Consider the following 24,164-nt stretch of genomic DNA (forward strand, 5'->3'; position numbering starts at 1 on the left):
GTAGGCACATCGTCCGAATCCGCCTGGTTCAGGTTAAGGTAACGGCTTGCTTATGATAATTTTCACAACGGCATTGTAGTGCCCAGTCATCCATCAAATCGCGACGCTTGTTGAACAAGGTGCCTCTGGCATAGGCTGCCTCTGCCTTGTCCCTTAGCTGGTGTGCAAGCGCATGCTCTATCACCTCTCGGGGATAAGCTGTTGTTTCGCCGGCCCAATCCCGGAATGCTGACCGAAACCCGTGCGCGGTGATGTCTGCCCGCCCCAGCCGTTTCAGTACTGCAGTGAAGGTCATATCGCTCAGCTTTGATTCCGATTTGACTCCCGGAAAGACCAGTGCACTGGGGGCGGTGGTGCCACCGCCGGCAGCGGAACGCAGTAATTCGATAGCGTCGGCTGACAAGGGAATCCGGTGCTCCTTGCCAGCCTTCATGTGATCCGGCGGTACGGTCCAGACGCCAGACTCAAGATCTACTTCAGCCCAGGTCATACTTCTGACTTCACCCGAACGAGCTGCGGTCAGGATTGCGAATTCCAGGGCGCGAGCTCCCGTACCTTCCCGGGAGCGCAGCTCCGCCATGAACGGTCCGATTTCCTCCCAGGGAATCGCAGCGTGATGTTTGACCTTGCGAACCTTGCTGGGCTTCGCCAGCAGCATATCCAGATGCCCTCGCCAACGAGCGGGGTTATCTCCGTTCCGGTAGCCCCGCACCGTTGCCCAGTCGAGAACGGCTTCAATGCGTCCGCGGAGCCGACTCGCAGTTTCGTTCTTGACGGTCCAGATGGGCTCGAGGATTTGCGTGATGTGAGAAAGGGCGATGTCGTGTACCAGCAGGTGGCCGATTACTGGAAAGGCATAGGTTTCAAGGGTATTGCGCCATTGCGATTGGTGTTTGGGATTGCTCCATTCGGCTGATTTGGATGCTATCAAGAGGAAAGCCGCTCTCTCGAAGGTGATGACCGCGTCCCGTTTGGCAGCGAGAGCGCCGCGGGCTGCTTCGCGCTCGACTATAGGGTCGCGTCCTTCGTCGATCGTTTGCCTGGCATGCCTGGCTTTCTCTCTCGCCAGCGCCAGGGTTACACTTGGAAAACCGCCAAGTCCCATTTCGCGACGTTTCCCGCCGATGAGGCAGCGCAGGATCCAGGTTCTTCCTCCGCTGGGCACAACCTGAAGATACAGGCCAGCGACGCCGCCGACTGCGTGCATGCCGGGGCACTCTATGCGCTTCACTTCGAGTGCAGACAACTCCCTCGCAACCTTCGGCATAAGTCTCCGCCATACTCGACACCCGCCAATTTACCCGCCAATATAATTGTGGTTGAGCGAGATGACAAGCGACAGTCTGAAACAGCTGAAATTGAAATAAATGCTTATAAAACAATAGGGTGAGAGACGTGATGAGGTTGTTTGAGAAGTCTTGAGACACCCCAAAAATGGACTCTCTCCGCCATTATGCGTCTTTAGACGACTTTCGAAGTAACAACGCAATCCTCTAAGAACCCGGCTCTACCCAATTGACGGGGAATCGACCGATTTTCACTAAACCCGGTTGATGATGCCATCGGAACGCCGCACCGCCCACCCACAGTGGGTCGGTACCATTTTCGGGTAACCCTTGTAGGAGCGGGGTCCCCGGCGCGATCGCCCGTAGACAAGGTGAATGGTTGCGCAGCGGCCAGAGAAAGTGGCCTGGGCCAGCGGGCTCCTATAGTAAAGATTATGCCTGTAACCAGTTCTCCACCTTCAGCCCCGGGACCCGGGAGAATTCCCCGACATTGGCGGTGATAACTGTAAGGTCATTTGTGAGTGCATGTGCAGCGATCAGCAGATCATTTGGTCCAATGGGTGTTCCCTGATGTGTGAGACGATGGCGTAATGATGCGTACTGATGGTCGGCGGGTGTTTCCAGTGGCAGGATCTCCAGTGCCGAGAGGATCATGTCAATGCGTTCTGCAAGTTTTGCAGAGTTAGACTTGATTGCGCCGTAGCGCAGTTCTGCGGCTACTATGACGCTGGTGCAGACAGTATCCTCGCCTGCCTTGGTGATCTGTGCTGCCACCACGCCTTGCGGATTGCGGACAAGATCGGACAGGATGTTGGTATCCAGTAAATACGCCAGGGATCCACTCACAGCTGAACGTCATCCAGTGGAGGCAGGTCATCATCGATATCGGGGAAGGGTTCAGTCAAGGGATCGAGAGATGCCAGTAGCGCCAGCAGCCTGCCTTTACGGATCGGTTCCACGATCAGCCGATCACCTTCCTTGTGGATGATTGCTTCCTGACCCTCCAATTCGAACTCGCGAGGGATGCGCAGGGCCTGGTTGCGCCCGTTGCGAAAGAGGCGTACGTGGCGTTCAGAAGTTGACATTCGAATATCCTCTGGCTCATCCGGCATATGTCGAAGCCTATGTCCCCAGGTCCAGTAAGTCAACTGTCCCTACCAAAAATCCTGTACGTTGTCTGGCGTACTTTTCTTGATAATCATGTATCGGAGCTGGTGTAGGTAGACTTCTTTACCGTCCCCACGGCTACCTTCCGAATCCTGTATGTCTTTGTCGTCCTTTATCTCGGTCGACCCGCTCGGTCGACCCGCTCGACATCCAGACCGGATATACCTAGAATGTTTCCTGCGTGCGACATCGGTATTCTCCATTAAATTGATCGTCGCAAAATCAGTTTAATGAATACCGGTTTCCCACGTTAATGATGAAGAGCCCCCAATTGTCGGGGAATAGACCGATCTCTTGTTGTAGCTGTTATATCCAAAAAGGATAGATTATGGGGTATGTATACCTTTCGATCGCTATAGTTACAGAGGTAATAGGAACTAGCGCGCTAAAGGCATCGGAGGGTTTTACGAAACTCTGGCCCAGCGCAATCGTGCTCGTATGCTACGGGGCATCATTCTATTTTTTGTCTCTTGTGCTGAGATCAATTCCTGTTGGTATCGCATACGCAGTTTGGGCAGGCGTGGGGATTGTATTGGTAGCCTTAGTCGCTGCAATCGCATTTAAACAAATACCTGACATGCCAGCTGTTATTGGCATGGCTTTAATCATTTGCGGTGTAGTTGTTATTCAGCTTTTCTCTAAGACCGGTGTTCACTGAATATAACCAGTGGGTGTCTATCCTCGAGTAACCCTCATCAGTACAACGGTGGCTTGGCAACCGCAGAATCTTAGAAAAAACTTAAAATACTGTCCGGGATTAGTTGACCACTACTATACTTAAGCATTTATAGATTCGCATTTATCATATACGTGAAAGAGCAGCTCATGGAGAGCTGCCAAAGGTAGTCCATTTATAAAAATATTGTTTTACCAGTTATACTTCACTTCAGCACCGAACCACTGTGGTGGGGCGTATACCTTAAAGGCAGGTCGCCACCATGAGCAAGAGTAACGTTATTGACCTGTCAGGTCGAGATGAGAGCAGGGATCCATTGACTGAAATGTTAAGAGCAGGCGCACAGCAACTGATTCAGTAGGCGGTGTTTTTTTTACTCAGATAAAGTTAATTGATCAACATTTTAACTATTTATGATTGCGACTTCTTTTTAAAGGCAAGAAGATACATTAACTTTGCTTCATCATAGATAGGAAAACTCTCTTCTCTAACTAATTGCCATGATAATTGATCTAATGCAGTTTGCATTTGTTGGCGATAGTCTTCTCGTATGGTTAACAAGAAAAACTTCTCATCTTTTAAAAAACTAAATAAATTATTTAAAACCTTTTCCCCTGCATGAGCATAAGCAAAAACTCCTGCGGTAATAATAGCATCAAATTTTTCTGAATTTTCCAAAATATCAGAATCTTCTAAATTACCCAGAGACAGATTTTGATAAACCTGTTTTTCTCTGGCGATCGCTAACATTTGTTCTGATAAATCTACTGCCGTAAGATTAGTATATCCTTCTTTTGCTAAAGCCTCACCCACTAATCCTGTACCTGCACCTGCATCTAAGATAGAACAGTTTTTATCGGGTAATAGTTGCCTTAATGTTTTAGCTATATTAACAGGTATGAATGACCAATCTTTTTGCACATCGGTATCATAGCTATTAGCCCAAGTATCATACTTGTTTTCCAATTCCTCTGTACTTTGGCTATCACAAATACCAGATAACCAAGCCCTTTCTTTTAAAAAATCTTTGGTTTCTTCTTTTGCCATTTTTCATTACTCCTTTTTTATCAGAATTGACTTTAAATTCTAGATTCAGTTCTGTGGCCGCGCTCAGGTGAAAATTGCCGATTAGGCTGCCAGCGACTTGCTGACTTATCAGTGATATGCCGACAGAACTGCCCAGCCAGCACGCGATGACACCCGTATGGTCGCTGACGCCGGCCAATAGTGCGCGTGATCGCGGGCACTGTGACGGGACGATAACGTCGACAATTCCCTTGAAGCCGGCCGAACGCGGGCAAACAACGCCAGAAAAGTGATCAGGAGTGCGGTAATTGCGATCGGTACGAAGGCTGGGTTGAAAACCCACTCCTGTAAGCCGGGGGGGTCATGTTGAGGCACTTTCCAGCAAGGCCTCCTTGGACAATTCGTGCATCAGTAGGTGCGTGAGATCGCCACGTTTGACCCGCCCGGTGGTGGCATTTGCCGCGAGGATCCCGTCTACCGGGTAACGAAGCTCCACCGGCGTTTGCGTTGGTATTTCCGGCCTGTAGATAAGGCCAGCGAGTTCGCCGGCGCGGACATCGGTCCCGGACTCATGCATGGCGAGCAATACGCCATCGCTTGGCGCATAGACCATACCGCTCTGCGACCCTATTACCCAACGTGTATCCAGCTTGCCGGACCAGCATTCATCGAGGGGCAGTACACGTGCGTGGTCAAGCAGGCGATAGATCGCGCGTTCGGCATGCCAAAGCATTTTCGGCTGCAGATGGGAGCAGCCACCAAACTCACTACCGAAGTACCTCACGCCGTGCTCGACCATTACCCACTCGGAAAACGGTCCGTGCATGACTGGTTGGCCCCAGGACAGCGGAGAATTGATGTACTCCAGCGTATCAAGTGCTTCCAGATCCTTTTCCCGGTTTCCGGTCAGCGATGCGTATGCAGCAGGGTAGTGATCAGCACAACTGCCTGCCGTGTGACAGTCGAAGCAGTAGTCGCATAGCGGAAATATCACGTCGCTCAAGTAGCGAGCGATGCGGACCGTCGGTGAATCGGCGGCCGTCGGACTGAAGGATCGGTTCAGGTTGCCACCGTCAAGGGGCGAACTGCGCGTACCGGCAAGCACGGCCGGGAGATTAACCGCCGGCATGACAATCAACCGGCCTTGCAACTGCTGTAGCTCGATATTGGCGAGCAGCCGAGTGAGCGCAACCTGACCCTCATACTCGTCCCCGTGTACTCCACCCATGAGCAGCACCGTCGGACCGCTGCCATTGGTCAGTACGCTTACAGGGATTTGGACGATACCCAGTCCTACGTCGGAATGCTCCATGCATAGAAATGAATCCTGGCGACCAGGACGGTCCCAGTCTATGTCGGTCCACATCGGTGAAAAGGTCATCGGTCAGGTCTCCGTTTTGTTGTATGTTCGTATGCGGTAGCAATATTAGCCTTGGATCGCAGTCTCGACCGCCTGGGAGTGTCTTCGACAGTTTGTATGCCGGATTACATATAAATAAATGAAGCGCTTGCCCGCTTGGTTCAGCATGCCGCTGTCACCATGATTTCTATGCGATATCGCGGACCCGCCAAGCCGGCCTGCACACACGCGCGAGCAGGTCTCGGACTCTCGCCGAGCCATTCAATCCACGCTCGGTTCATGGCATCGAAATCGTCGATATCCGCGAGCCAGATCTGCACCTGCAGCAACCGCTTGCGGTTCGACCCGTAACGTTTCAAGTATCGATCCACCTCGGCAAGGGTGATGCGCGTTTGCTCATAGGCGTCGTGGTCTTCACCACTTTCGTCAGTCAGACCCGAAAGGTAGAGAATGCCGCCATGCAATACGGCTGCGGACACTAGCTCACCGGAATCGGCGTGATAGATGGTTTTGTCGGAATCTGCCATACCAGGACCCCTATCGATTTGTTTTATGTGGCCTTGCTGCAACTTCGTTCAGCTAAAGCTGCGACGCGCAGCCAAGCGTGCTTGGGTACCGATCATAGATTCAAAAACTGAGTAAAGTAAACCATAAATTAACTTAAACTGAACAAGTAGATATATAAATATACTAAAATGATATTATCGGTGTGCCAATGGAAGTTCGATGTCTCAGGCTCTACCAAAAATAGAGGTCATTGTGCAGTTTCTAAAAATACCTTTGCGGAGAGAAACGGAATGAATATTAAAAGAAACTGTTTGTACACAGCTCAAGGTGGCGCTAGGCGCCTCTGTCTTGCTTGGAACAGCCGGATCAGCGGTGCATGCCCAGCAGCTTGAAGAAGTTCTAGTCACTGCGCAAAAGCGTGACTCGATGTTACAGGAGAGGGTGGAGAGCTTAACAATTTGGTGCAGGGGTTTATCAATATCCCGCTTTCTGACAAGGCGGCGGTTCGCGCGGTGCTCTACAATCTCCAGGACGGCGGGTACATCGACAACCTCTATGGTACCAATGATCATCCGGTAACCGTCGGGTTGACCAATGGCACGCTGATCCAGCGGCCAAATACCAACCTTGCGCAGGATGACTTTAACGATGTCAGCAAGGTCGGTTACCGGTTGTCGGCCCAGCTCCTCACCGAAAGTTAAGTTGTCAGTGCCCTTTCTACTGATAACTGGAACTACTCTTCTGAAACTCGCCGGAGACGATCCAGTGCGATCCTGGCGAGAAATGCGATCATCAGTGCCAGGTACACGAATGAAAAGGGGATTGACACGGAGATCGCGAGTTCCTGCATGGCAGTGATGCCGGATTGGGCTGAAACCACGGTTACGGTCGTTCCCAGGGCAACGCCCCAAAGGAGTATCGTACCCCGGGAAGGCGTTGTGACCGATTCGTACATGAATTCTGCAAGCACGTAGATCATCGGCGCGCCAGTTGTGATTAAAAATAGTGCCGATAGCAGAAGTACAAACCCTGCAAATGCATCGCCTGCGGGCAGTTGATTCAGGAAGGTGTACACCGCCTGAGACGCGCTGAGATCCTCGAACAGCTGTGGCGCCTGCTCGAGGATTGCGGCTGCAGCATTACCCATGACCCCAAACCAGAGGGCGATCAGCGCCGTGGGGACTACCGTGATGACCAGCAGAACCTCGCGGACAGTGCGTCCGTAGCTAATCTTGGCGAAGTAGGCGCTAATGATTACGCTCATGCCCAGCCACCAGAGCATGTACGACGCGGGCCAGACCAGCCGGAACGCCCTCACTGCTTCATCTTGTGCGCCTGTCAGAATGAAAGGAAGCGTGAATAGGAGTTTGCCGTAGGCGACGACTGAAGAACCCAGGCCCCAAAGTAATTCAGTAGGGTTGCACAGCAGGAACACGGTTGCCAGGAACAGGTGCGCAAGTATGAAGTTGTAGCGGCTGAGTCGTCCTATGCCGGATTTCAGGCCGGTCAGCGCTACGGCGACAAAACAGGCCGCCATAACCACCGAGACGACGGGCGCCAACATTTTTGTGGTTGCACCGAGTTGAAAGCTGTCAATCAGTCCGCCAGCGACCTGTTGAGTTATCAGTGCCAGGCCGACGGAACTGCTGAACCAGCATGACACGATGCCAGCGTAGTCGCTGATACCGGCGAGGAAAGTTCGGGACTTCGGATACGGGGCAGGTATCACCACATCGGCAATGCCCTTGAAACCGAAGGCGTCGCTGCGGTTGTAACTGGCGTAGGCGAACGCGGCAGCAAGGAGGCTCCAGGGGCCCCAGCCGTGAAAGCCCCACATGTAGATGGCCAGCGCATTCGCGGTTGCCTGCTCGTTCGCGCCGCCCTCGAAGAGCAGTCGCGCGTGCTGGAGATGCTCGAGGGGTTGGTACACACTGAAGCCGATCAGGCTGCCGCCCATCGCGCCGCTGAAGATCATTCCAATCCACGTTGTTCGCGAGAACTCTGCGACGGCGTCTACGCCGCCGATTCTTATCCGACCCAGGGGCGAAAATGCAATAGCAAATACGGCAACCACGAGAATACTAAACGTATTTACGTACATCACATCCCAGCGGGCCATGAACCGCGTGCTGAAAGTCCGCGCTGCAGCGGTCATCGTGTCGGGGGCAATGAGTGCCATCGCCGTAATCAGCACGGCAGTGACCGCGATCGGCACGAAGGCCGGGTTGAAAACTCTAGGTTGTACGCTTGTGATGTTCATCATGTGGCTCCCGCAAGCAATGCTTCCCTTGATGACTCAAGCCTGAGATCCCCGCGCTTAACACGCCCGATCGTGGCATTCGCCGTCAGGATACCCTCGACAGCATCTCGAAGCTCTACCGGCGCCTGCGATGGCATTTCCGGAGTGTAGGTCAAATCGGCGAGTTCGCGGGCGCGGACGCCCGCCTCTGGTGCATGCATGGCGCTCAATCTCCCATTAATCTGTTTGCGGTCGATAACGGCGAGCAGCCTTGTCAGAGCAACCTGTCCCTCGTACCCGTCGCAGTGGAGACCACCCATTAGCAGTACCGTGGGGCCGCTGCCGTGATTGAGTACGGAGAGAGGGGTCTGGACAATATTGAGACCCATGTCCGAGTTTTCCATGCAAAGGAATGAATCCTGGCGACCGGGAAGGTCCCATTCGATGTCAGTCCAGAGGGATGGGAAGGTCATCTTGGCGTGCTCAGTGATTCGTCTGGAGCGCTGGCAAATTTTCGCATTAGTTGTCTACGCACGAAGTGGGCGCGCCCGATGCTTTCATGATACGCGCACCGCTGGCTCACAGGTGGCCGGTTGTGCAACAGGCCGCTGTTACCATTATTGCCACCTATACATCGGGCCGGCCAGTTCCGCCTGTAGACAGGCTTCTGCGAGCCTCGGGCCATCGCCCGGCGATTCAACCCACGCGCGGTTCATGGCATCGAAGTCTTCCATGTTTGAGATCCAGATCTGTACCTGCAGTAGACGCTGCCTGTTTGAGCCATAGCGCTTCAGATAGCCATCGACTTCGGAGAGGATGATGAAGGTGTGCTCATTTGCGTCATTAACGCCACCACTTTCTTCGGTAAGCCCTGACAGATCGAGAATGTCGGCATGCAGAACGGCACTGGAGGCGAGTTCGCCTGATACGACGTGCCGGATATCTTCGTCGTGATGTGTCATGCGCTGGTTGCTCCCCACCCGAGTGTGTTTTTGCTATGGAGCGTTCACAGTCGAGGCGCGCTACGCCTGCGAGTCCACATCCTCTGACTGAAGCATCATATAACCAAAAAGTGAATAAATAAATAAAAATACACACTAATATGAAAAAAGAGTCTTGACTATTATTAAATGTGTGCCTTACGATCTAGCTTAATCTTGATTTAAGCAACATCAGTTGCGTGAATATGCGCTAATCCGGTAGGTACTAAATACACAAGACTCACAAGACTAAGACACAATGTAGTCGCTTAAGGAGACAACGGAATGAAAAGTGAGAAGAACCGTTTGGGCTTGCACGTCAGGCTTGCAATTAGCGCAACAATAGCTGTGGGAGTAGCGGGCGGAGGTGCCAATGCTGTGCACGCCCAGAAACTTGAGGAAGTTTTGGTGACGGCCCAGAAGCGCGAATCTTCGCTGCAGGACACGCCGATCTCTCTGAACGTACTGACGGAATCGACACTATCCGATCAGAATATTGCGAACTTCGACGATTACGTACAACTTCTCCCGAACGTTTCTTTTGCATCCAAGGGGCCTGGTGTGTCGAACGTGTATATGCGCGGCGTTGCCGCGGCTAACCAGCGGGAGATTGCCAACCAGTCTGGTAGCGTCCCGACGGTAGCAATATATATGGACGAACAGCCGGTGACCACAATCAACCGGAACCTTGATGTGCACATTTACGACGTTGCGCGTATCGAGGTGCTGAGTGGTCCCCAGGGGACGCTTTTCGGCTCCAGTTCCATGGCCGGCGCCTTGCGTATCATTACCAATAAGCCGGATCCCACCGGATTCGAAGGCGGATTCGAGGGGCGGATGTCCTCCACCAAGGGCGGAGAGCTTAATAACCTCACGCAGGGTTTTATCAACGTGCCGATCTCTGATCGAGCGGCAATACGCGCCGTCGTCTACAACCTCCAGGACGGAGGTTATATCGATAACATCTACGGCACAAACGACCACCCGGTCACGATTGGGCCCGGGTACACCCTGACTCAGGGGCCCAACACCGCGTATGCCGAGGATAACTTCAATGATGTCAGCAAGATCGGTTACAGGCTGACTGGCCTTTACAATATGACGGAGGATTGGTCTGTTGAAGCTGCGGTAATTGGCCAGACCCTCGAGACAGACGGAGTATTTGATTACGAGGAGCGCCTCGATGGTCTGTCCGTGAGGCGCTTTAACGAAGACCGGTCTGAAGATGAGTTCCAGCAGTATAGCCTGACCCTAGAAGGTCGCATTGGGTCGCTTGATGTGCTCTATGCCGGCTCGTTTCTCGACAGGGAGACCGACTTCGCCACTGACTACACCGGCTACGGGCGGGAGGGTCCGTTTATGGACTTCTACACGTGCAGCTATAACGCCAGTTATTCAGACTTGATTGTACCTGGCGACGTGATGGCTTCCTGCTCACAGCAGGACTACTATTCTCAAGGGTCTGTTCGTGAAGATCGTGTGACTCATGAAGTGCGCGTGTCGACGCCTTCTGATCGTCGACTATCAGCGGTTGCCGGGGTCTTCTATCAGGATTCTGATGTTGAGAATAGGGCGACCTGGCTGCTGAACGACGTCTTTGCCATTGCCGGGGACAACAACCCCGGGTTCAGTGATGTCGCGATCGCAGATGGCGGGGGCGGGGTGCTTGGACAGCCTGGCAGTACATTCCTGATCAATACTGACCGCACCGAAGAACAACTCGCGCTGTTTGGTGAAGTCACCTATCAGGTGATAGACGACCTGCTTGCAGTTACAGGTGGCGTGCGCTGGTTTGACATTGATTCCGGCTTGGGTGGGAATGTCGGTGGTCAGTTCGGCCCGAGCGGGCCGCCTCTGGATAAGTCTCGTACCGACAGGGATGAAATTTACAAACTTTCGGTCAGTTTCACGCCTAACCAGGATTCGCTCTACTACGCGACATTCTCACAGGGTTTCCGGCCCGGTTTCTTCAATCGTGTGTCAGGTCCTGCCGGGCTTGGCGTGATTATTCCCGAGGGATTCGAGCCCGACATTCTCGACAACTACGAACTGGGATGGAAGCTTTCCTTTATGGATCAGCGTTTTCAGTTCAACGGCGCGGCATACTTCATGGAATGGGAAAATTTGCAGCAAACCTTTAGCAACCCGCAGGTTTCAGCTTTCGCGTTCATGACGAACACGGCTGATGCTGAGATCTATGGCATAGAAGGGGACTTCGCATTTGCCGTAAACGAGGCATTGACCCTCACAGGTGCCTACTCCTGGCTGAATGCTGAACTCACAAGTGACTTCGAAGCCCCTGGCGTTAGTGACGTTTTTGTCGCGGGAGCGGGTACTCCGTTGCCGTTTGCGCCGGAGTTCTCTGGCAATTTGACGCTGCGCTATGAAACGCCATTTTCGGAATCGCTGACGGGATATTTTCAGGGAACCGCAGCGTATACGGGCGAGCAGAAAAACGCACTGCTAGACACGGTGACGGGTCCAGTCCAGACTATGGACGCGTATACGCTTGTGAACGCAGCTGCTGGTGTGTTTGCCGGTCAATGGCGAGTCGAACTATTCGCGACCAATCTTACGGATGAGCGTGCCGAACTGTTTATCAATGACTTTGATTATAACCGGCGAATTACTACGAACCGTCCTCGAACTATCGGCGCGCGCGTTATGTACGACTTTAAGTGAGGCCCCACCGTGTTGAGGGCAGTGTTCAGTACACGCCGGGGGCTCAGGGCCCGCGCAGAGCCGTCGGCGGAATAATGAACCGCGTGTGGAGATGCATTGCCGCACTTTCTCTGGCGCTGATTAGCCCGATAGGCGTTGCCGATGACCGGCCGAATATCATTCTCATCGTCACGGACAACCAGAGCGACAAGCTGTTAGGTGTCTATGGGAATGAGGATATCAGGACACCAAATATTGACGCCCTTGCCTCACAGGGCACGCGCTTCACCCGAGCGTTCGCCGCAAGCGGCGTTTGCTCACCGACGCGCGCGTCCTTGTTGACCGGACTAATGCCGTCGCAGCATGGTGTCCATAACGGTTTGCCGAGTGTCTTCGATCTGGAAGACTACTCAGCCATCGAAGAGTTTCGCAGCATGCCGCAAACGCTGTCCGAGGCGGGTTACCGCACTGCGATGATTGGAAAATACCATCTTGGCGTTCCGGACTCGCCGCAAATCGGTTTCGACTACTGGGTCGTGCTGCCCTCGGGACACACGACCACGTTTTATGACCTTGAGGTAATCGACAACGGACAGCGATACCGTGTAAAAGGTGAGCATTTGACAGATTTCTGGACACGGCGTGCGGTGGATTTCATTGAGGAACAGGATTCCAATGCTCCTTTCTTCCTGTACCTTGCGTTTAACGGCCCCTATGGCCTCGCGCCAGTAGTCACCCGCAAGCCGGATAATCGCCACGCGGACTATTATCGGAGGCACGTACCCAGCTTTCCACAGGAACCCGTGCACCCCTTTCTGCGCAATTACGCGATTGAGGCAAGCAGTGGGGATCACATCCTTGTTGAGCAAGCCTCAAATAGGGATTGGCTGATTGAGGACCCGATGGAGCTCGGTGATCTGGGGGCGAAGATCGAGTTTTCCTACGCGTGGCAGACTATTCACGCGCTTAATAATAAGGAAGCAATGATCAACCTGGCGTCACAAATGACCATGATTGATGACGGCGTCGCTTCCGTGGTGGAGGCTTTACAAAAGAAGGGCCTGAATGAGAACACCGTTATCGTTTTTACTGCAGACCAGGGTGCTGCATTCGGTCAGCATGGTTTGTGGGGCAACAGTTCAGCAGCGAGCCCTTTCACTGCTCAAAGAGAGCATTTGCAGGTGCCCCTGATTGTTAACGACCCGCGGATCGCTGGTGGGCCTGAAACCTCAGCGAACATCATCAATCAGGTCGATATTTTCCCGACGGTGTTGGAGCTGGTTGGTCTTGGAGATATAGAAATCGCCAATAGCCCAGGGCGAAGTTTCGCGCCACTGTTGCGCGGTGAGGCACAGGAGTGGGACGATGTTGCATATTTCGAATACATTACCACCCGAGCCATCGTAACCTCCGAGTGGAAGTACGTTAAGCGAATCTTTAGCCAGCCATCAGAACTTTACCACCTTGCGTCTGATCCTGGAGAACGTCACAACGTCATTAATGACCCCGATAAGGCGGCGACGCTGGTGTGGCTCGATGGTCGGCTTACCGATTTCTTTTTTGAGTACAGTAACGAGAAGTACGACCCCTGGAGGGGCGGCACCGCCAAGGCTTTGATGATGTACTGGGATTACAATGAAGACTTTGAGAGTACTTTCACGGACTGGAGGCCGCCTTTTGTGGAGAAGCAAGAACGGTTTTCCGATTTACCCGAATAGCACTTTATAGGGGGCGCTACAAGCGAGCATCAATTACTGGCCTTAGGGCAATTGAGCCGATAGCGATTTTACCGGAGCAAGTGAACCTATGAGTCAATTGAACCCATGAATAGTAAGCTGCTACAACAACTTCCGACCATCGAAGACTGCCGAGCACGTGCACGTAGGCGCCTACCGCGATTCCTATTCGATTTCATTGACGGCGGGACGGATGGTGAGCGGGCTCCCACAAGAAACACATCGGCTTTTTCAGACGTGCTTTTGCCGGCCCGGGTCGGGCGGTCGGTTGATCACCCGGACCTGAGTGTAGAACTGTTTGGTCGACAGTGGGCGCTACCTTTCGGCGTCTCCCCGTGTGGCTATGTTGATCTTGTGGATCCGGGCACGGAAGTAGAAACAGCCCGTGCGGCCGAAGCCCGTGGGGCGCCCTTTATACTGTCGATGTCATCCCTGGCGACGCTGGAGGAGTGCGCGGCAGTAGCGCCGAACAGCACCTGGATGCAGGTAGTCCAGTCTCGCAATCCCGACATTGTGCTGGACATTATCCGGCGAGCCGGCGAGAGCGGCATTAAGGTCCTCGTCGTGACGATGGATGTTCCCAAATCATCGAAACGGAACCGGGATTTGCGCAATGGATTCACGCTGCCGCTGAAACCCAGCCTGAGGCTGCTCTGGGACCTGATGCGGTCACCCTCCTGGGTGGCGTCGACGCTGAAGCGCCCACGTCCCCTGCCGGGGAACTTCATGCCCTATATTCCCAAGGGCGCATCCGTGGCCGAGGCCGCAGCCCGGCTTGAGCACGAGGCAGACTACATCACAACCTGGGAGGATTTCGCGAGTTTTCGGGCAGTCTGGTCTGGCCAAATTGTGGCCAAGGGAATCCAGACGCCTGACGATGCGGCGCGGGCCGTTGAACTCGGCGCAGACGGGATTATTGTTTCCAATCATGGTGGCCGGCAGTTTGATGCCGCGCGCCCGACGATTTCCTGCCTGCCGGCCATCGTCGACAGGGTCCAGGGTGCCGTACCGGTCATGCTGGATAGCGGTGTGCGTAGCGGGCTGGATGTGCTGCGAGCAATTACACTGGGCGCTTCCATGGTGTTCTCAGGTCGATCCTTTTACTATGCTGCGGGGGCAATTGGCCGGTATGGCAGTGCGCATGCGTTCGATATTCTGCAATTGGAATTGGAGATAGCCATGCGACAATACGGTACGGCAACGGTCAGTGAGGTATGCCAAAGCCAGCTACCGAACGTCGAGCCGGTAGCAACGTCGACATACACTTGTCGTAGCGAGTAGTATCGCAGCGGAGTTCCCTGATGGCGCAAACTGCATCCGAACAGCTCAGCAAAGCAAAGGAGCATCTACGAGCCGGTGACTTTGCTGCTGCCTACGCTTCGGCTGAGGAAGCGCGGTTGGGCGATGAGGGGAATGCCGAGGGCTGGTATCTGTCAGCGGTAGCGTTGCGCCTACAGCGCTCCTATGAAGAGGCGCTTGTGCGGCTTCATGAGTTGCAACACCGGTTTCCCAATTTTACGCTGGCACTACAGGAGCGGGGGCATTTGTCTCGTGATCGTGGAGAGCCGCCCCATGCCGCGCTGGATTGCTACCTTGAGGCCGTAAGGCGTAATCCGACGCTGCGCGCAGCCTGGCAGTCGGTGCTCCGCGTCGCCGTTCAGCTTGGTGATGATGCGCTCAGTGCGCGGGCAAGCGCTCAGCTAACGGAACTAGGCGGTATGCCGGTGCCTCTACTGCGCGCAAGGCACGCACTTGCGGAGCGCGACATGGACCGCGCCGAAGTCATCTGCCGCGAGTACCTGCGAGCAAATCCCTTGGATGTCTCCGCAATGCGCCTGCTGGCAGCAATCGGGGTTGAGCGTCAGGTCTATGACGATGCCGAGTATCTACTCGAGAGCGCCCTTGAGGTCGAGCCGGATAATCTCGAAGCGCGCATGGAATACGCTGGGGTGCTGTTCAAGAGACATCGCTACCAGCGCGTGGAAAGTGAGCTGAGTAGGCTTCTGAGCCTGCGACCCGAACACCTTGCGGCGCTACTGTTGCGCGGGCATCTGCGCACGGCGACGGGGCGCTATCCGGAGGCGTTGCAGGACTATCATCGTATTGAGCTGCGCCTGCAGTCCGATGAGACTTTTCAAGTCGCGATCGGACATGCACTGAAAACCGTGGGCGACCGCGATGATGCCATCGCCCGATATCGCCGCGCCTACGAACTGCGCCGCGACTTCGGCGACGCGTACTGGAGCCTCGCGAACCTCAAGACCTATCGTTTTACGCCGGACGAGGTAGCGGCGATGGAAGAAGCGCTAGCGAATCCGGGACTACGCGATACTGACAGGATCCATCTGAGTTTTTCTCTGGGCAAAGCCCACGAAGATGCGGAGCGTTTCGAAAAGGCCTTCCAACACTACGACCGGGGAAATGCTCTGCGCCGCAGGCAAAGCCGCTTTTCAGCGGAGAAATTCGAGAATGGCATGCGCGCCTGCCGAGATGTCTACGCCCGCGGGCTTTTCGAGCGGCTCGCCGGCAGTGGCTCTGCTAACGATGCGCCGATCTTTATCGTCGGCTTACCGCGTTCCGGTTCCACCCTCCTCGAACAGATCCTGTCGGCACATTCACTGGTTGAGGGAACGAAGGAATTGGCTCACATACCGGGTATCGTGCATGAGCTGTCGCGGGGCGTTGGTGCTGTCGCCTATCCCGACAATGTTGTAACGATGGCGGCCGATGAGTTCGCGAGACTCGGCGAGCATTATCTGGAGTCCGCCGCTCAGCAGCGACAGACTTCAGCGCCTTACTTCATTGATAAAATGCCCAATAACTTTCGACACGTCGGGCTCATACACTTGATGCTGCCAAATGCCAAAATTATTGACATACGGCGCCATCCGGTAGCTTGTTGCTTCAGCAATTACAAGCAGTTTTTCGCCGAGGGTCAGGAATTCAGTTATAGCTTCGAAGACATCGGGAACTACTATCTCAGTTACCTCGACATCATGGCGCACTGGGATGCAGTGCTTCCGGGCAGGGTCTTGCGCGTTAACTATGAAGCGTTGGTAGATGACCTTGAGGGCGAACTGCGCCGTGTCCTTGAATATTGCGGTCTGCCCTTCGAAGAGTCCTGTCTCGAGTATCACTCGCAGCAGCGTGCCGTGCGCACCGCCAGTTCCGAACAGGTTCGCCAACCGATCTATCATTCCGGACTCGATGCCTGGCGTTCCTTCGAACCTTTCTTGGGTGACCTCATAAGGATCCTTCAGCCGGCGATAACGGCCTATCATTCTGAGGTGGCGGAGAACTAGCGAAAAGCGGGGCCGCTGCTGCTTCAGTAAGGACCAAGCCCCACCGTTCGGTCTTATGCTAACGCGCTCGTCGCGAGCAGAAATTGAAAAAGCCGGCAATATGCCTTTTTAGGGGAGAAGGTCATAGCCTGTTTCACTCGATGCTGATCAGTAGCCGCCCCGTACCTTTTTACCTTCGCGCACAGGCTGTGCGTCGTCATTCTCAGCCGACTGGACACATCCGCCGCGCAGTAGTCGCGACCGGTGATTTGGCGAACCGTTGCGCTCTTGAATTTTTCGGGGCAACGTTTGTTGCTTACAAACACCTCTCTGATAGCCATTCTGTATGGTTAAAAGATGTCACGCCAACAGGGGGCGATTGAATCCTCGAAACTCAGGAATTTGAGATTTACAAAGTTGTTGTGTAAGGAGCGATCTTGCGATGCTCCCATCAATAGTGAATAATAGCCATGATAAATACACAGCCGTGAATAAAGCGTGCCGTCATGGTTTTTATAAATTTATTCCGTGAGCTCGCTGTTTACCCGGCGCCCTATCATTTTTTCGAGGGACTACTATGACCACTAGTAATGAATTTGACAGATTGAGCGGTAAGTTATTTATCGACGGACAGACCGTAGACGGAGCCAGTCCAGATGAGATCGAAGTCGCTTCACCCGTGACGGAGGAACGTTTGTGCGGACTTGCCGGCGCAACTGCCGACGAGGTCGAGCGATGTATCAACGTTGCTAACGAGCGCCAAAGAGTATGGGCGGCAGAGAGCTCCCTGGACAGGACTAAGGTACTTCACAAAATTGCGTCCGCGTTAGAAGAAAACATACATCCCATCGGGGTTTTGATGACCTGTGAAATGGGCAAGCCGCTCAAAGAGGCATACGATGAAGTAGGCTGGACCGTCACCGCGTTTCGTTATTTTGCCGAGATCGCTCGGCATGAGCACGGACGAGTCCACGGCCCGGTCGTGGCAAGCCATTTAAACTACTCTTATCGGGAACCGCTCGGCGTGGCCGTGATAATTTTGCCCTACAACTATCCGGCTGTGTTGATGGCGTGGAGTATGGCCGCCGCCCTCGCCACAGGAAACACGGTGATCGTGAAGCCATCGGAATATGCATCGATTACAACATTGCGCATGGCTGAGGTGGTGGAAGCGGTCGCTCCGGGGCTGGTGCAAGTATTAACTGGATCAGTTCCGACCGTGCAGGGCCTTGTGAAGAGCCCCAACACCCACATCGTGTCCTTCACGGGCAGCGTAAACGCCGCCCGTGCCATCAATGAAATGTGTGCGAGTCAATTCAAGCGCTGTTTGATAGAAGCCTCGGGCAGCGATCCGTTTATTGTCATGCCCAGTTCCGACATGAATTTGGCTGTGCGCGCTGCGACTTTCGCGTCATTCATGAACTGTGGACAAATCTGCACCTCTACAGAGCGAATGTATGTTCACGAGAGCATCTACACTGAATTCGTGGAGCGGCTCGCAGCGGGCGCGTCAGGACTCAGGATAGGAGACGGTATGGAGCAGACCACGGATATCGGCCCCATGGCGAATCGTCGCGAGGTCGAAAGAGTAGCGGAGGTGATAAAGAACGCGGTGAGCGAGGGGGCGGAACTGGTAGCCGGAGGGGCTCGGCCTGATGGTTTCGAGAGAGGTTGGTTTTATCGTCCAACAGTCCTAGCTAACGCTTCACACCAGATGTCGATAATGCGGAATGAAATATTCGGCCCCGCGGTGGCGGTTGCTAAAGTGTCGAGTCTGGATGAGGCTATCTGCCTTGCCAATGATAGTCCTCTCGCGCTCGGTAGCAACGTTTTCAGTCAGGACTTGGCTGAGGTCCATGAGGCGATCAGGCGCCTGGAGTCTGGGATGGTCTGGGTAAACGCGCCCCTATTCGACAACGATGCAGGACCATTCGGTGGCAATAAATCTACGGGTGGCGGGCGTGTACTGGGGATCGATGGCCTGCACAGCTTTACCAAGAACAAGTTGGCCTGGATCGACCCGGACCCGAAGTCCGGTCCATTACCAGATTGGTGGTTTCCCTACTGATTACTTATTCTCGAGCTGGACCCCGGCTCTCTTTTGTGGCTGTGCGGTCTAGCTGGTCCCATAGCTACGGTAGTGGAAAAGGCGCTATCGCGGGTCTCTGCTGGACGCGGAGGAGTCGATAAACTGCAAGCTGTTGCTCGAAACAGGAGGGCGCGTGCGGAGGTGGCCTCTGCCGCTTCGTTCATTGATTGGTTTGCCGAGGAGGGACGGCGAGTTTATGGAGAAACCATTCCGGCGCCGACGACAGATCGGCGACTTGTTGTCTGTAGGCAGCCTGTGGGTGTTTGTGCGGCAATAACGCCATGGAATTTTCCTTCGGCTATGGTGACTCGTAAGGTTGCGCCGGCACTCGCTGCCGGATGCACCATCGTCGTCAAGCCGGCAGAACAGACGCCGCTCTCGGCGCTTGCCCTGGGGGCACTCGCGGAACAGGCAGGTCTTCCTGCGGGTGTTTTGAACATTGTGACTGGCGATCCCGTTGCCATAGGAGGAGTTCTCACCGGGGACCCAAACGTCCGCAAGCTCTCTTTTACAGGCTCGACAAAGACGGGAAGGTTGTTGATGGAACAGTGTGCACCGACGCTAAAGCGACTGTCGATGGAGCTTGGTGGCAATGCCCCCTTTATCGTTTTTGAGGACGCGGATCTCGATGCCGCAGTGCAGGGTGCCCTAGCGGCCAAGTATCGCAATTCGGGCCAGACCTGTATTTCTGTCAATCGATTTCTGGTTCACGAACAAATAGCGCAGGCATTTGCGGCTCGAATGGCGAAAGCAGTGGAAGCCTTGCGGGTCGGTCACGGCTGCGAGGAGTCTGTCGAACAGGGCCCGCTCATTGACGCCCAGGCGTTAGCGAAAGTGGAGTCAATGATCCTTGATGCGACGGACCGAGGGGCCCGTCTACTCTGCGGGGGCAAGCACCACGCCATGGGAGGTACGTTCTTTCAGCCCACGGTGATAATAGATGTGACCCCCGATATGGCGCTGAGCCGTGAAGAAATCTATGGGCCTATCGCTGCAATCGCGACTTTCCGTAATGAAGAAGAAGCCATTGCGATGGCAAATGCGACCGAATACGGGCTTGCCGCTTATTTTTATTCCCGTGATATGGCGCGTCTGTGGCGCGTGGGTAATGCACTCGAGTACGGTATGGTAGGCATTAATACAGGGCTCATCGCGAACGAAGCAGCGCCTTTTGGAGGTGTAAAGCAGTCTGGCTTCGGTCGCGAAGGATCACGTCACGGTATTGAGGAGTACCTTGATATTCAGTATCTCTGCGTTGGCGGTATAGACACTGGGCGAGGGTGCGTTTTGGCGCCACGAGAAAACAAAGAGGTTGACTTGTAAGCTTGAGGTCACCGCGAGTAACGGAATGGACTCAACGTGCACCCTTCTAGGAGGCAGCGCGGCTACGATGCTTCTAGCGTAAATTCTCCGCCCGGAGAGTCTAATAGCTTGGAGGTGTGATCGTCCAGATCACCACGGTTTCGACGTCCTCGAGATTGGCGTAGCGATGGGGTTTGCTGCTAGCAAAAGCAAAGCTGTCCCCCTCTTCGAGCACGATGTGTGTGCCCTCGATCCACAGATTCAGCTTCCCGGTCAGGATGATACCCGCTTCTTCTCCCTGATGCGTATAGGGGACATCACCACTGGAAGTGCCGGGCGGAAAGGTACACTTGAGCATCTCGATTTGCCGACTGAGATTCGGAGAGAGCAACTCGTCTACGATGCCAGTGTTGAAGGTCAGTTTCCTGCGATTGCCACTACGGACCACCCAGGCGCGCATGGCCTGATCTTCCCCTGTCACCTGATTCTGAAAAAACCAGCTGATTGTAACGCCCAGCGCCCGACTGATTGAATGCAGTGCCTTAATGGAAGGCACGGAAATTCCCCGCTCGACCTGGCTCAGGTAGCCTTGTGACAACTCGGAGATCTTGCTCAGTTCAGACAGCGTCATGCCGCGTGCTTTCCGCAGATCACGGATATCAAAGCCGAGCGAGCCGTCTGTCTTCGCGAGTTTGTTGGCGTCCACCCAGTCGCCCGCATGCACGATTCCTTCGGAATTTGACGGGCGCAAGATGCGTGGAAGAGACTGCTTTTCTGGCATGCTACTCGAAGCTCCTTCTGTGGCTTTGCCGTTATAGGTTTTCTGTGAGTTCGACGCCCTGCAGGGCCCTTTTTCGGACAGTTCTCAATCCATATAGTTTCAACGGCGACCCAATCCGGGAGGAAATTCAACTTAATTGCTCTAGCGCTTTAAAAAATTCACTGCTGTGAATCTTAGATTATTTGCTGGGTAAAAACAAAAGTGAAAATATGTATTTTTATATTCACTACCTTGGCGTCCTTTGCTACTATCACCCTTGGCAAGGGATTTAGGAGAAAAGTACATGACAGGCAAAACTACCCGGGCGGAGGATTTGGGGATTGATGTGGCGGAGGTAGAGGACGCGCTGCAGCGCAACCGCGGTCTGCCGATGCACACCTACTACGACCCCAGCGTTTATGAATTCGAAGCCAAAGCGATTTTCTCCAATAATTGGCAATACTTTGCACCTCTGGACAGATTGTCGACAGAAGGTGACGTTGTCGCTGGTTTGGTCGGGAATTCACCGGTGATCGTGACCCGCGGTAATGACGGAGAACTGAATGGATTTCTTAATATCTGTCGGCACCGCGGTTATCCCGTTGTTGAGGAGGAGTACAGCCGCTGTCGAGTACTGCGGTGCAAATATCATTCGTGGTCCTATGATCTCACTGGTCATCTGAAGGCGGCGCCGGATACTCAGTGCGAGAAGGATTTCGACAAGTCGGACTCCTCTCTTTTTCGCGTTGCCGTCGACACCTGGGGGTCTCTGGTTTTTGTCAATCCCGACCCGAATGCCGCGCCACTGCGTGTCGCTCACCCGCATCTATCGCAGTGGGTTGCCGAGGAGGGTCTTGATGATAGCTCGGACCGGTACACGCATCGAGTGGGATTGGAAGTAAGCCAGCGTTCAAACTGGAAGCTTTGGCAGGAGAATAATTTCGAATGCTATCACTGCAAATCACTGCACAGTGACTCCTTTGCGACTGCGTTCGCCACCAGAGACGGAGACTACAGTCTGCGCTATACAGATAGAATGACGATCTGTCATTACAAGGGTTTGGAGCCGAAAAATCGCGATGACCTAAACGGTGGTGATCAGTTAGTCCTGCACTTTTTTCCTGGATGTACAATAGTGCAGCAGAACGATCTGATGGCGGTGCTTCAGATCATTCCCACGGGCCCGGAGTCCTGCTGCCTACGACAGCACTACTTTATCGAGAATGGGGTTCCGGAAGAGAGATTCAATCGTTGGGTCGAGGTTTATAAGAGGACCTTTCACGAAGACGCGGAGGCCGCAGAGAAGCAGCAGCGCAACCTGCGTACTAACACCGGTGGTTTCCAATATGTGTCCAGGCGGGAAGAGCACACGATGCGCATGCTCGCCTACACCTGGAATGCCTATAAGGCGGCGTTAGATTAAATTGCTCGGCTGCATAGGGGTGATTGGGTTTTTCATTGTGTGCGGACGATCAGGCGCCTGGATCGCATGATATTAGGCGTAGAATCATATCATGCGATAACAGGGTGGAATGTATATGACAAACGAGATAAGCATGACGGAACTAATGAAAGGCTGGGAGAAGGCTGAGACACCCGCGATCGCTGACGCGCTGGATCGTCTTGGAAAAAGTAGTCAGGTGCTTGATCCAACTGTACGCGCTCTGGACGGGAGCGGTGTGCTTGTCGGGCGAGCCCGGACTATGCAATTCGCTCCAGGCGAGACGGAGCAGGATTACGATGAGCTAATGGAGCGCCTGACTGCGTTTATTGAGTCACTGCAGCCTGGTGATGTGCCGGTCGTGGCATGTGGTTGGCCCAATCGATACACGATTATCGGCGAGATTGTTGCTACCGCCGCTCAGATGCGCGGTTCGCCAGGCTGGGTAACGGACGGCTGGATCAGAGATTCGCAGGGTATCCGAGGTATCGGCTACCAGGTTTTCTGCTCAGGATTTTCTCCTTTGAGTTTCATTAAGAGGGCGAGGATTGTCTCTGTAGACATGCCTGTCGTCTGCGCCGGAGCATTCGTAGAATCTAATGATATTGTGGTAGGCGATGGCGACGGATGTGTGGCGGTACCGCGCTCATGCAGCGCAGAAGTGCAGGAAATGCTCAGGGCCGATGTGGAGGCTGACGTCGTGATGCGCCAGGCGCTGCGCGAGGGTAAATCATTTGCCCAGGTGCTTGCCGAGACCCATTGAAGAACCGCCGGCTCTTAGCTGGACTCGGTGCGCTTTTTGAATCGGTCGAAGGTTGCTCGGCCGATAAAAGTAGCTGTTCAACCAAAAAGGACAATCGAAAAAGGGATCGACACGGACATTTACAGTTCTTGCATCACCGTGATACTGGGCTGGGCAAAGACGATAGTCACGGTCGTGCCCTGGGGGATTCCCCAGCCTAAGAACGTACTGAACTGCGCGAGCACATAAAGAATCGAGGCTCCAGTTGTTATAAGAAAAGCATGCTGAGCAGAAGAGTGACGCCTGTCAGCGCTCCGCCTATGGGAACGTTTCGAAGCACAGAGTAAACGTTTTGTGACGAGCCAGGTTTCCTGCCAAATCCGGGCTTTGGGCAACAATTTAGGCGGCAGCGGCGCCCATAATTCCGGACCAAATCGCCGCTTTTTGAGTATGGGAGTAATTTATGGTAGTTACGTGTGGGGTCTCCTACAAGGTCTCGTCGGTCGAGTCGTCGTCCCGCCATTCCAGGAGCCGATCTTCGCACGGCCGCGTATTCCTCGGCCCTGGAGCTCTTTCAGTAGGTCGCAAAGGGTCCGCGATTTCTCCTTGCCAAGACACGACTAGTTTCGTACCCGTTCTGCGCGAAGTATCCTTGCCGCGTCCGTGCGCGGCATGCAGACCTTGGTAGAGAGTCCATAGATTCGAGCCAGGGGGAATGGCTGTAAGCATGCCACAGTCAGACAACGGTCTTGTGGAGCTTGTAGGCAATCCGACGAAGCTTATGCTGTGCGCCCGAAAGCGACAGGGAGCGTAGCCAATTCTTGGTTACTACAATTTGGAGAGTTTCATTGCGAAAACGACATGAAGAGGAGCAGAGCGACGTGGGTGGGCGATGCCGCGGCAGCAGTCTA

The 24,164-nt window shown here is 54.0% G+C and carries 20 protein-coding genes; 10 read left to right on the forward strand and 10 right to left on the reverse strand.

Annotated elements, in window-relative coordinates; all coding sequences use genetic code 11:
- Nucleotides 1-28 precede the first annotated feature (28 nt).
- From RLO07_RS05690 to RLO07_RS05700, 3 genes are all read right to left on the reverse strand, one after another.
- On the reverse strand, nucleotides 29-1,207 hold the full coding sequence (locus tag RLO07_RS05690; RefSeq protein ID WP_462291163.1) for a tyrosine-type recombinase/integrase: 1,179 nt from the start codon (nucleotides 1,205-1,207) through the stop codon (nucleotides 29-31).
- A gap of 511 nt (nucleotides 1,208-1,718) precedes the next feature.
- Nucleotides 1,719-2,132 (reverse strand): PIN domain-containing protein, encoded by a 414-nt coding sequence (locus tag RLO07_RS05695; protein WP_462291164.1) that lies wholly within the window; start codon nucleotides 2,130-2,132, stop codon nucleotides 1,719-1,721.
- Nucleotides 2,129-2,371: an antitoxin gene (locus RLO07_RS05700; RefSeq protein WP_462291165.1), complete on the reverse strand. Its 243-nt coding sequence runs from the start codon at nucleotides 2,369-2,371 to the stop codon at nucleotides 2,129-2,131. Before RLO07_RS05700 ends, RLO07_RS05695 begins: the two co-directional genes overlap by 4 nt.
- 407 nt (nucleotides 2,372-2,778) lie before the next feature.
- On the opposite strand from RLO07_RS05700, the gene RLO07_RS05705 reads away from it, so the two are divergent.
- Entirely contained in the window at nucleotides 2,779-3,111 is a 333-nt protein-coding gene (locus tag RLO07_RS05705) for a DMT family transporter (RefSeq protein WP_462291220.1), read from the forward strand.
- Nucleotides 3,112-3,540: 429 nt separating this feature from the next.
- On the opposite strand, the gene RLO07_RS05710 is transcribed toward RLO07_RS05705, so the two are convergent.
- The 3 genes from RLO07_RS05710 to RLO07_RS05720 form a co-directional block, all read right to left on the reverse strand.
- On the reverse strand, nucleotides 3,541-4,176 hold the full coding sequence (locus RLO07_RS05710) for a class I SAM-dependent DNA methyltransferase (RefSeq protein WP_462291166.1): 636 nt from the start codon (nucleotides 4,174-4,176) through the stop codon (nucleotides 3,541-3,543).
- A 340-nt stretch (nucleotides 4,177-4,516) separates the two neighbouring features.
- Nucleotides 4,517-5,467, reverse strand: coding sequence for a succinylglutamate desuccinylase/aspartoacylase family protein (locus RLO07_RS05715; RefSeq protein ID WP_462291167.1), 951 nt, complete (start codon nucleotides 5,465-5,467; stop codon nucleotides 4,517-4,519).
- Between the two features lie 209 nt (nucleotides 5,468-5,676).
- Nucleotides 5,677-6,042 (reverse strand): RidA family protein, encoded by a 366-nt coding sequence (locus RLO07_RS05720; RefSeq protein ID WP_462291168.1) that lies wholly within the window; start codon nucleotides 6,040-6,042, stop codon nucleotides 5,677-5,679.
- 441 nt (nucleotides 6,043-6,483) lie between these two features.
- Between RLO07_RS05720 and RLO07_RS05725 the strand changes: the two genes are divergently transcribed.
- Nucleotides 6,484-6,723 (forward strand): hypothetical protein, encoded by a 240-nt coding sequence (locus RLO07_RS05725; protein WP_462291169.1) that lies wholly within the window; start codon nucleotides 6,484-6,486, stop codon nucleotides 6,721-6,723.
- A gap of 32 nt (nucleotides 6,724-6,755) precedes the next feature.
- On the opposite strand, the gene RLO07_RS05730 is transcribed toward RLO07_RS05725, so the two are convergent.
- The 3 genes from RLO07_RS05730 to RLO07_RS05740 all read right to left on the reverse strand — a co-directional run bounded on the left by RLO07_RS05730 (nucleotide 6,756) and on the right by RLO07_RS05740 (nucleotide 9,223).
- Nucleotides 6,756-8,285 carry a BCCT family transporter gene (locus RLO07_RS05730; RefSeq protein WP_462291170.1) on the reverse strand — a complete coding sequence of 510 codons (1,530 nt, stop codon included), beginning with the start codon at nucleotides 8,283-8,285 and terminating at the stop codon, nucleotides 6,756-6,758.
- Nucleotides 8,282-8,665 (reverse strand): hypothetical protein, encoded by a 384-nt coding sequence (locus tag RLO07_RS05735; RefSeq protein ID WP_462291171.1) that lies wholly within the window; start codon nucleotides 8,663-8,665, stop codon nucleotides 8,282-8,284. The genes RLO07_RS05730 and RLO07_RS05735 overlap by 4 nt, the downstream gene beginning before the upstream one ends.
- A 213-nt stretch (nucleotides 8,666-8,878) precedes the next feature.
- Nucleotides 8,879-9,223, reverse strand: coding sequence for a Rid family hydrolase (locus RLO07_RS05740; protein ID WP_462291172.1), 345 nt, complete (start codon nucleotides 9,221-9,223; stop codon nucleotides 8,879-8,881).
- A 303-nt stretch (nucleotides 9,224-9,526) separates the two neighbouring features.
- Between RLO07_RS05740 and RLO07_RS05745 the strand changes: the two genes are divergently transcribed.
- The 6 genes from RLO07_RS05745 to RLO07_RS05770 all read left to right on the forward strand — a co-directional run bounded on the left by RLO07_RS05745 (nucleotide 9,527) and on the right by RLO07_RS05770 (nucleotide 20,331).
- A complete protein-coding gene (locus RLO07_RS05745; protein ID WP_462291173.1) occupies nucleotides 9,527-11,923 on the forward strand; it encodes a TonB-dependent receptor in 2,397 nt (798 codons plus the stop codon).
- Nucleotides 11,924-11,997: 74 nt separating this feature from the next.
- Nucleotides 11,998-13,620, forward strand: a complete 1,623-nt coding sequence (locus RLO07_RS05750; RefSeq protein ID WP_462291174.1) for a sulfatase-like hydrolase/transferase — start codon at nucleotides 11,998-12,000, stop codon at nucleotides 13,618-13,620.
- A 105-nt stretch (nucleotides 13,621-13,725) separates the two neighbouring features.
- Complete coding sequence (locus RLO07_RS05755; RefSeq protein WP_462291175.1) at nucleotides 13,726-14,919, forward strand: alpha-hydroxy acid oxidase; 1,194 nt, start codon at nucleotides 13,726-13,728, stop codon at nucleotides 14,917-14,919.
- Nucleotides 14,920-14,939: 20 nt separating this feature from the next.
- Nucleotides 14,940-16,940: a tetratricopeptide repeat-containing sulfotransferase family protein gene (locus RLO07_RS05760; protein ID WP_462291176.1), complete on the forward strand. Its 2,001-nt coding sequence runs from the start codon at nucleotides 14,940-14,942 to the stop codon at nucleotides 16,938-16,940.
- 556 nt (nucleotides 16,941-17,496) lie between these two features.
- A complete protein-coding gene (locus tag RLO07_RS05765; protein ID WP_462291177.1) occupies nucleotides 17,497-18,987 on the forward strand; it encodes an aldehyde dehydrogenase family protein in 1,491 nt (496 codons plus the stop codon).
- 72 nt (nucleotides 18,988-19,059) lie between these two features.
- A complete protein-coding gene (locus RLO07_RS05770) occupies nucleotides 19,060-20,331 on the forward strand; it encodes an NAD-dependent succinate-semialdehyde dehydrogenase (RefSeq protein WP_462291178.1) in 1,272 nt (423 codons plus the stop codon).
- A gap of 100 nt (nucleotides 20,332-20,431) precedes the next feature.
- Here RLO07_RS05770 and RLO07_RS05775 read toward each other — a convergent pair whose 3' ends face one another.
- A complete protein-coding gene (locus RLO07_RS05775) occupies nucleotides 20,432-21,091 on the reverse strand; it encodes a helix-turn-helix domain-containing protein (protein WP_462291179.1) in 660 nt (219 codons plus the stop codon).
- A 283-nt stretch (nucleotides 21,092-21,374) separates the two neighbouring features.
- Here RLO07_RS05775 and RLO07_RS05780 point away from each other — a divergent pair, with 283 nt between their 5' ends.
- Nucleotides 21,375-22,493, forward strand: coding sequence for an aromatic ring-hydroxylating oxygenase subunit alpha (locus tag RLO07_RS05780; RefSeq protein WP_462291180.1), 1,119 nt, complete (start codon nucleotides 21,375-21,377; stop codon nucleotides 22,491-22,493).
- Between the two features lie 115 nt (nucleotides 22,494-22,608).
- A complete protein-coding gene (locus tag RLO07_RS05785; protein ID WP_462291181.1) occupies nucleotides 22,609-23,274 on the forward strand; it encodes an RraA family protein in 666 nt (221 codons plus the stop codon).
- Nucleotides 23,275-24,164 lie beyond the last annotated feature (890 nt).

The organism is Haliea sp. (genome assembly GCF_040221975.1).
Lineage (GTDB): Bacteria > Pseudomonadota > Gammaproteobacteria > Pseudomonadales > Halieaceae > Haliea.